The organism is Embleya sp. NPDC127516 (assembly GCF_044765325.1).
Lineage (GTDB): Bacteria > Actinomycetota > Actinomycetes > Streptomycetales > Streptomycetaceae > Embleya.
In genome coordinates this window covers 68,529-75,599 of sequence record NZ_JBIWJT010000045.1, presented here as the reverse complement: position 1 = coordinate 75,599, position 7,071 = coordinate 68,529, and the positions used below count along the sequence as shown (strand labels likewise).

Sequence of the window (7,071 nt, the reverse complement as noted above, 5' to 3'; positions counted from 1 at the left end):
CCGATACGAGGTCAAGGCGGCGCACTTCGGCGCGTTCGTCAGCATCGCTGCCGCATTGATCTGCTACCGCCAATATGCCAAATGAAACGACTTCTAAATTAACCCGATCGGACCAACGACGTCGCCCAGGACAGGGAAACGGGACTCGCGCGGACATCCGCGACTTACCTTGCGGCTGGTATCTGAGCTAGGACTCCAGGGCCAAGACGGCGACGTCGACCTTGAGGCCGTTCTTGGCGGCGGGGTCGGGGATGGTGCCCGATGGCACGCGGACGCGGTGGCCGCCGAGGGTGTCGGGTGAGGCGTACCAGCGGGTCCAGGCGCGGCAGACCTGTTCGAAGTGCGGACCGACGACCTTGCTGAGGAAGGTGGCCTGGGAGCGGGCCCATACGTCCAGCGGCGTGACCGGAGCGCTCGAGGTCGCTCCATTGCGGGCGCATGACCGCGTGGTAAAAGGACACGATGGGCTCGGCGATGCGGTACGCGGAGCGTTTGCCGTGGAAGGCGTCGGGGTCGCGGATGATCATGCCGGTGTCCTCGAGCACAGCGAGGGCGTGGCCGAGGTCGGTGGACTTGCGGGCGAGGTAGTTCGCGATGCCGCCTCGGGTGTGGTTGCCGTCGGCGATCGCGGACAGGACGCCGTGGTAGAGGGCGGTGTCGCGCAGGTCGGGTTCCTCGGCGAGGAGGAAGCGGGCCTCGCGGAAGAGCGGGCGTCCGGGGTTGAGGACGTTGCGTTGCACCCAGGGGCCGAAGTCGTCGAGGTCGGCGGGTGCGTCGCCGAGGGTGAACTCGCGGGCGTAGGCGGGGGTTCCACCGACGACGGAGTTGACGAGGAGCGCCAGGGTGGGGTCGTCGACGTCCCAGAAGCGCGCGGCGAGTCGGTAGTCGAGGGTGGGTACGACCAACTCGAGGCTCGCGCGGCCGCGCAAGGGGGCGGTCCCGGTGAGCAGGTTACCCATGAGCGAGAGCGCTGAGCCGTACGGCAGCAGCCGGATCGGGGCGCCGCCGCGGCGCGCGTTGGGTCCGAGCGCGCGTTGCAGGAGCGAGGGCAGTTCGGGGGACGCCTTCGTGAGGAAGGGGAACTCGTCGATGACAACGGTCATGGGTCCGATGCCCGCATCCCGGTTGTCGCGTCAAGGTCCACTCATTGCCGAGCGCACGAGCATGACTTGGTCACGGCTGCTCAGTGGTAGAGGTCGTCGACGCCCACGAGGAGTACGTCGCCGTCGTCTGCGGCGTGCTCGCGGAGGTCGGCGGTGAATCCGGCGCCGCTGTAGCAGACGAGTTTTGCCGTCGAGGCGCCGTGGCGGTCCTGGGCGGTGAGCAGGGCCCGGATGTGACGAAGCCGTTCGATGTGGGGCAGACCCATCGTCTCGCCCCACTTGGCCTCGCCGAGCGCCAGCAGTGGTTGGCGGTTGTCTTCGTCGAGACCGAAGGCGACGACGTCCAGTTCGTGGCTCGCCTTGCGCGCGGGGTCGTTGATCGTTCCGGAACCGACCCGGTAGGGGTGGTCGCCGATGAGACCGGGGCCCGCGTGGTGGCGGGTCCAGTGGCGGCAGGTCTGTTCGTAGTGGGGGCCCATGACGTTGCCGACGAAGCGGCGTTGGCTGCGTTGCCACAACGCGGTCGCGTCGCGGGTGTGCTCCAGGTCGGACCACAGTGGTCGCATGACGGAGTGGTAGAAGGTGACCAGGGGCTCGGCGATGCGGAACGTGGTGCGGTTGTCCTTGAAGACGTCGGGTTCGCGGGTGATCAGGCCGCAGTCCTCGAGGACGGTCAGCGGATGCGCAAGGTCGCCGGACTTGCGGCCCATGTAGGAGGCGATGCCGCCCCGGTTATGGTTGCCGGCGGCGATGCCCGCAAGGACGGAGTGGTAGAGGGCCGCGTCGTGCAGGTCGGGTTCGTCCGCGAGGAGGTAGCGGGCTTCGCGGAAGAGCGGACTGGACGCGGAGAGTACGGTGCGGATCACCCACGCGTCGAAGTCGTCGGGACCCGACGGGGTGTCGTCGCGGGCGAACTCGCGGCGATAGGCGGGTGTGCCGCCCACAATGGCGTTGACCTTCAGGGCGGTCTCGGGGTCGTCGATGCCCCAGAACTCGGCGGCCAGTCGGTAGTCGAGGGTGGGTACGAGCAGTTCCAGTCCCGCGCGACCGCGCAGAGGCGCGTTGCCGCTGAGGAGGCGGCCCATGAAGGACATCGCCGACCCGCACAGCAGCAACCTGGTGCGACTGGCGTCGCGTTCCTCGCGCAGCGGTGCGAGCGCGTTCTGAATGATGGACGGCAGGCGCGGGTTCGCTCTCACGAGGTACGGGAACTCGTCGATGACGACCGGCACGGCCCGTTCCCGGCCCAGGGACAGCAGCGCGTCGACGACGGCGTGCCAGTCGTGGAAGACGAGGGGGGCGGGGAGGCGGAGGTAGTCGGCGACGACCTGTCCGACCCGGTGCAGGGATTCACCGTCGGTGCCCTCGTCCGCCGCGAAGTACAGACCCCCGGTCGCCTGGCACAGCGCGCGGAGCAGGAATGTCTTGCCCTGGCGGCGTCGGCCCGAAACCACCCCCAGAGTGGCGCCGGGCTTCGGGTCCGTCGCGAAGTTCTCCAGTGCCGACCACTCGTAGTCACGGTCGAACATCTCGTCGGGCCTAGGCAGCTTCGACACGGGATCTCCTTGACATGAGTCCAGTTATGATAACTCCGCTTATGATAAATGATCTCCTTCGGGGTACGTCGGATATTCGCCCGACAGACCCTCCGACCCCGCGACGCGCACTTCGCCCCCGGGTCCGGCAAGACGGGCGTCGTCAACGCCTCCCGACCTGTGGACCGACGCCACCCTCCGCCCGGAAGCCGCCCCACCGCGACCGCCCGGGTCGACCCCCACCACCGGCGGAACCTCACGCGGATCCTCGAATCCACACGGCGTGATCCTGATCGCCACCTCCGTGATCGACGGGACCGTCGCCTTCGACGTGGACACGGTCATCAGCGATCTGGCCCCGATGGACGTCCTGCTTCAGCGCGCCGGCCGAGTCCGCCGAAAAGTCGCGTCCGCCGCTTGCACTGCGGACGACGAGCGGCCTGCACACCGGGGGTCCCAATAGTTCTCGCCGAATAAACAACGCCAAGGACTGAGCCCGGGGGCGAATTCAGCTGTCGGCCCCAAGCGCGTAGACGCGGTTTGCGTACTCGCGGGCGGGCCTTGCGCTGTGCCGGGATCGCCGTGGCTTTGTCGAGCGGCCGGCAGCGGTCGAGGAGTCGGCGGTGGACCTCCGGCTCGGTGCCGACGCGCAGGGTGTTGCCCTGGCCGCGCCGTACGGTCACGCCCTGGTCGAGTGCGGCGCGCTCGGCGGGCTCCGGCTCGGTGGCGCGGAGGAAGTCGGCGCCTGCCCGGCATGTCGGTCCTCGGGGAGGATCGGAACGGCCGGTGGCGACAACCGGACGATCTTGGTCCTCGAACGTGCCGATCGCCTTCCCCACCAACCTGCCGATCCGACCCGGGGTCGGCCGCTCCATCCGCTCCTTGCGACACCGGGCCACCACTGCCGCCGCCAAGCGGTCCCGGGACAACTCCACCGGACACAACTCCGGCGGCCAGCCCGGCCGTTCCCCGGGAATAGCGCGGATCCCGGTCACCAACTCTGTCACCGAGGCGAAGGCGTAGGGGAGTGCCACCCACATGCTCGCCTGGCACGAAGGCCCTGTGTCCTGTGCCCTGCCCATGTGTTCCGGCCCCCACGAACATCCGCCCTCGACCGCCGCGCTGGGCAACACACCCGCTCGTGCGCGCCGGCTTCCGGAAAAAGGATGGCCCGGACCGAAGTCCGGGCCGTGGGTCGGGACTACTGCCCTGACCACCACTTCATCACGATGCCCGCAAGCAGCTTGCCGACGAAGGAGCCGACGACCAGCTTGAGGAACCCGCTGCGACGGTTTTGGGACTCGTTCATGTAGACACCTCGGAGATCGGTGCCACGGGGCCGGCCGGACCCGCGGGGCGGTGTCACTAGCCGTGGGGACGCATCCCCTGCCATGTGGTGCCGGATCTCCTCGACCCACAGTCGACTGTACGCCAAGTACTCGCCGTTCGCCGCCGGTTGGCTCATGACGGCTGCTACAACACTCGCATGGAGATCACCACCGAATGTGGGGTCGGCGCCGAGAACAACCGCTGCCGCCACGGCAATCCCCGGTTCCTGGATGTCCGCCTGTGGGGCAAGGAGCAAGGGATGAAGCCCCCATACCCGGTGGTGTGCCACCTCGTCGACACCGGCGCTTACTTCGCGGCCTTGTGGGAGTCGGCTGTCGGCCCGCGCATGCATGCCCGGGTCGCTCGGGCCTTGGGGTTGTCGGAACTCGATGCCATGCGAGAACTGACCTTTTGGGCGGCGTTGCACGACTTGGGGAAGATTTCACCGTCGTACCAGCACTCCGTGCGGAAGGGTTACCCGGGGGGATTCGAGAAGGCATTCGTCAACTGTGGCTACCAGCACGGCACGGGCGGCACCGACAACCGCGCGGGTCCGCACGAGCGGATCACGCACTGGACCCTGCCCGGCATTCTCGAACAGTTGGGCTATCCGCCGGGCGATCCCGAGGGGCCGGTCGGCGATCGGGTCGGTCACGCCATCGGGCAGTTGCTTGGCGGGCACCACGGGGTCTTCCACCCGCGGATGGAGCGTCGGCAGTTGAGGCATCCGGCGACGTTCCTACCCCAGGCCGGGAAGGGCGAGTGGCCGGAGCAACGCCTGCACCACGTCCGCGTGTTGCGCACGCTGATCGCGCACGACGTCCCGGTACCGACCGGGACTCTCCCGGCCGAGCTCGCAGTCGTGGTGCTCGGCGCGGTGATGGTGGCGGACTGGATGGCCAGTGACAAGGAGTCGATCGACACGGTTCGGCGTCTCGAGGACGAAGAGTGCTGCTGCAGCAAGGTCCTTACCCAGCACTGGGAGCGTGCCTTGGAGGTGGCCCGGATCGGGGTCGAGCAGCGGGCTCTGGGGCGGTGCGGATTTGCCGCCCCGGCGAGGGAGAAGCTGTTGAGTGCGGCCGAGTTCCCGGACGACTCCGTGCACGGTCGGCTCGCGCGACAGCTGCTCACAGCGGCCGAGCCCACTGGTCCCGGCATGCTGCTGGTGAGTGCTCCGGCCGGACCGGCCCGCCGGCGGCTCGGGCTGGTCGCGGCTTCGCGGTTGGGTCGGGCGTCCGGGGCTCGGGGTATTGCTCTCGCCCTGCCGGAAGAGCTTCACCTCGATGAGGCGTCGGGAGAGTTGGCGTCGTTGGCGGGCCTGCTTTTGGAGGGCTCCGGTATGCTCACCCGTCTTCACCAAACGGCCTTCGACAGCGATCCCGAGTCGGCCTCCGAGGAGATCCCCGAACTCAGCTTCGACACGCCACAGGCCCGGGCCGTCGCACAGCAGTGGCTCACCCTGCGACGCCGCGGGCTACTGGCTCCCCTCGGGGTGGGCGTTCACGACCAATTCCTGCCGGCCGTCCTGCCCGTGCCGGATAACGCCGTACGGCTCTTCGCACTCAGCGAGAAGGTTCTCGTGGTGGACGACGTGCGTCCGCAAAAGCCCCGGCTGCATCAACTCCTGTGCCTGCTGGTGGAGTGGCTGGCGGCGCTCGGGGCATCCGTCGTGATGCTGACCGACACCCTGGCCGGAGCGAGTGCCCATCGCTTGGTGCAGGCCTATCAAAGGGGCGCGCGACTGGCTCGGGGGACGCGGAGCGGACAGGAGGGCGCGCGCTCGTCGGCGGAACTGCCACAGCCGGGATGGCTGCATGTCGACGGACAGGACGGCGCGGTCACCAAATTCGCGGTCGATCCTCCTGCGGACTCGGTTCTGCGCGTCTCCGTGTCCGAAGTCCACCCGTGGCCCGGCAGCGCAGACACGTACGTGGACTCCGTCATGCGCGAAGTCGGGGACAGCGGCTCGACCCTCGTGTGCTGCAGCAGTGAGGAGGAAGCCCAGCGGACCTTCCGTGCGCTCGAACATCTGCATCGCCGGCGCGCAATGCCCCGCGAGCTTCGGCTGCTGCACTCGCGCTTCCCCCGATATCGGGTCCGCGAACTGGTGGCGGAGTGCACAGCAGCGCACCAGGACCCGGCGCAAGACAATTCGGTGCTCGTTACCACCGCTTCCTTCGCCGAACATCTCCCCTTCCGCTTCGAGTGGGTCGTCACACCTGTGGTCCCGCTGCCCTCGCTGCTGGCCCGCGCCTCCCGCGGTCGGCATCTACTGCTCCTGGGAAGCGAGGAACAGGCCGATTCGCCGATGGACCGAGCGCTGAGGCAGCGCACGATCCGGACGCTCCGTTCCCACGGTTCGGAACTCCTTCTCCCCGATCACGTCGAGCGGTTGATCCGCCAGGTGTACGACTCGGACAGTTACCTGGCCACCCTCGACGACGTGTCGGCTGTGCGGCAGCGCCGACTGGACACCGAGGCCCACGGCCACGAGACCAGGCTGCTGCACGACGCCAGGCTCACCGGCATCCCGAGCCCGGCGGACGTTCACGACGATCTGTATGCGCTGACCCGGGCCGAGCGCGGTCTCACCGAGGCGCACCTCGCGGCCACGATGGGGTTCGAGCAGGCGTATGTTCTGTGCGTCCACCTCCGGGACAAGACCGCCTATCTGGATCCCGAGGGGAAGGAAAAGGTGCCGTTCGTCGGGACCGAGAAGCGTAGTCCGGCCGTGGCCGCTCTGGCCCAACATACGATCTCGGTTCCGCCGCACTGGGCGCCCAAGGGCGGAATCTCGGCGCAGATCGGCCGCGATCGATTCGACAACATCAAGTACAACCACTGGAAGAAGCGGACATGGCTGAACCACGTATACCCGGTGGTGGTCAGTGGAGCCAGCGATACCTATACCGGACTCCTCGGGAGCATGCGGCTCGAACTCACCAGGACCGGCCTGGTCAGACTCGGTTGATTCCCCGAAACGGGCCGCGCTGCGAGCCGTGACCGCCTACGATCGCCGACAATCCACGGCTACGGAAGGTGCCCTCGACAACACCATTGGTGCGCGCCCTTCCGACGGGACGGACGTGTCGTGCGGCCCTGCG

Annotated in this window: 4 protein-coding genes; 2 read left to right on the top strand and 2 right to left on the bottom strand. The window is 68.3% G+C overall.

The annotated features are described in order from the left end of the window. Window positions 1-164: 164 nt before the first annotated feature. Entirely contained in the window at window positions 165-1,103 is a 939-nt protein-coding gene (locus ACIRL2_RS46775; RefSeq protein ID WP_402241139.1) for an ATP-binding protein, read from the bottom strand. Window positions 1,104-1,183: 80 nt separating this feature from the next. Beyond that, on the bottom strand, window positions 1,184-2,632 hold the full coding sequence (locus ACIRL2_RS46770; protein WP_395871282.1) for an ATP-binding protein: 1,449 nt from the start codon (window positions 2,630-2,632) through the stop codon (window positions 1,184-1,186). A gap of 184 nt (window positions 2,633-2,816) precedes the next feature. Between ACIRL2_RS46770 and ACIRL2_RS46765 the strand changes: the two genes are divergently transcribed. Further along, complete coding sequence (locus ACIRL2_RS46765) at window positions 2,817-3,101, top strand: hypothetical protein (RefSeq protein ID WP_402241144.1); 285 nt, start codon at window positions 2,817-2,819, stop codon at window positions 3,099-3,101. Window positions 3,102-4,124: 1,023 nt separating this feature from the next. Then, entirely contained in the window at window positions 4,125-6,938 is a 2,814-nt protein-coding gene (locus ACIRL2_RS46760; protein WP_402241137.1) for a CRISPR-associated endonuclease Cas3'', read from the top strand. Window positions 6,939-7,071: the final 133 nt, after the last annotated feature.

Coding starts and splice junctions, on each gene's coding strand:
- ACIRL2_RS46775 (WP_402241139.1), bottom strand. CDS start 1,103: ATGACCGTTGTCATCGACGAGTTCCCCTTCCTCACGAAGGCGTCCCCC.
- ACIRL2_RS46770 (WP_395871282.1), bottom strand. CDS start 2,632: ATGTTCGACCGTGACTACGAGTGGTCGGCACTGGAGAACTTCGCGACG.
- ACIRL2_RS46760 (WP_402241137.1), top strand. CDS start 4,125: ATGGAGATCACCACCGAATGTGGGGTCGGCGCCGAGAACAACCGCTGC.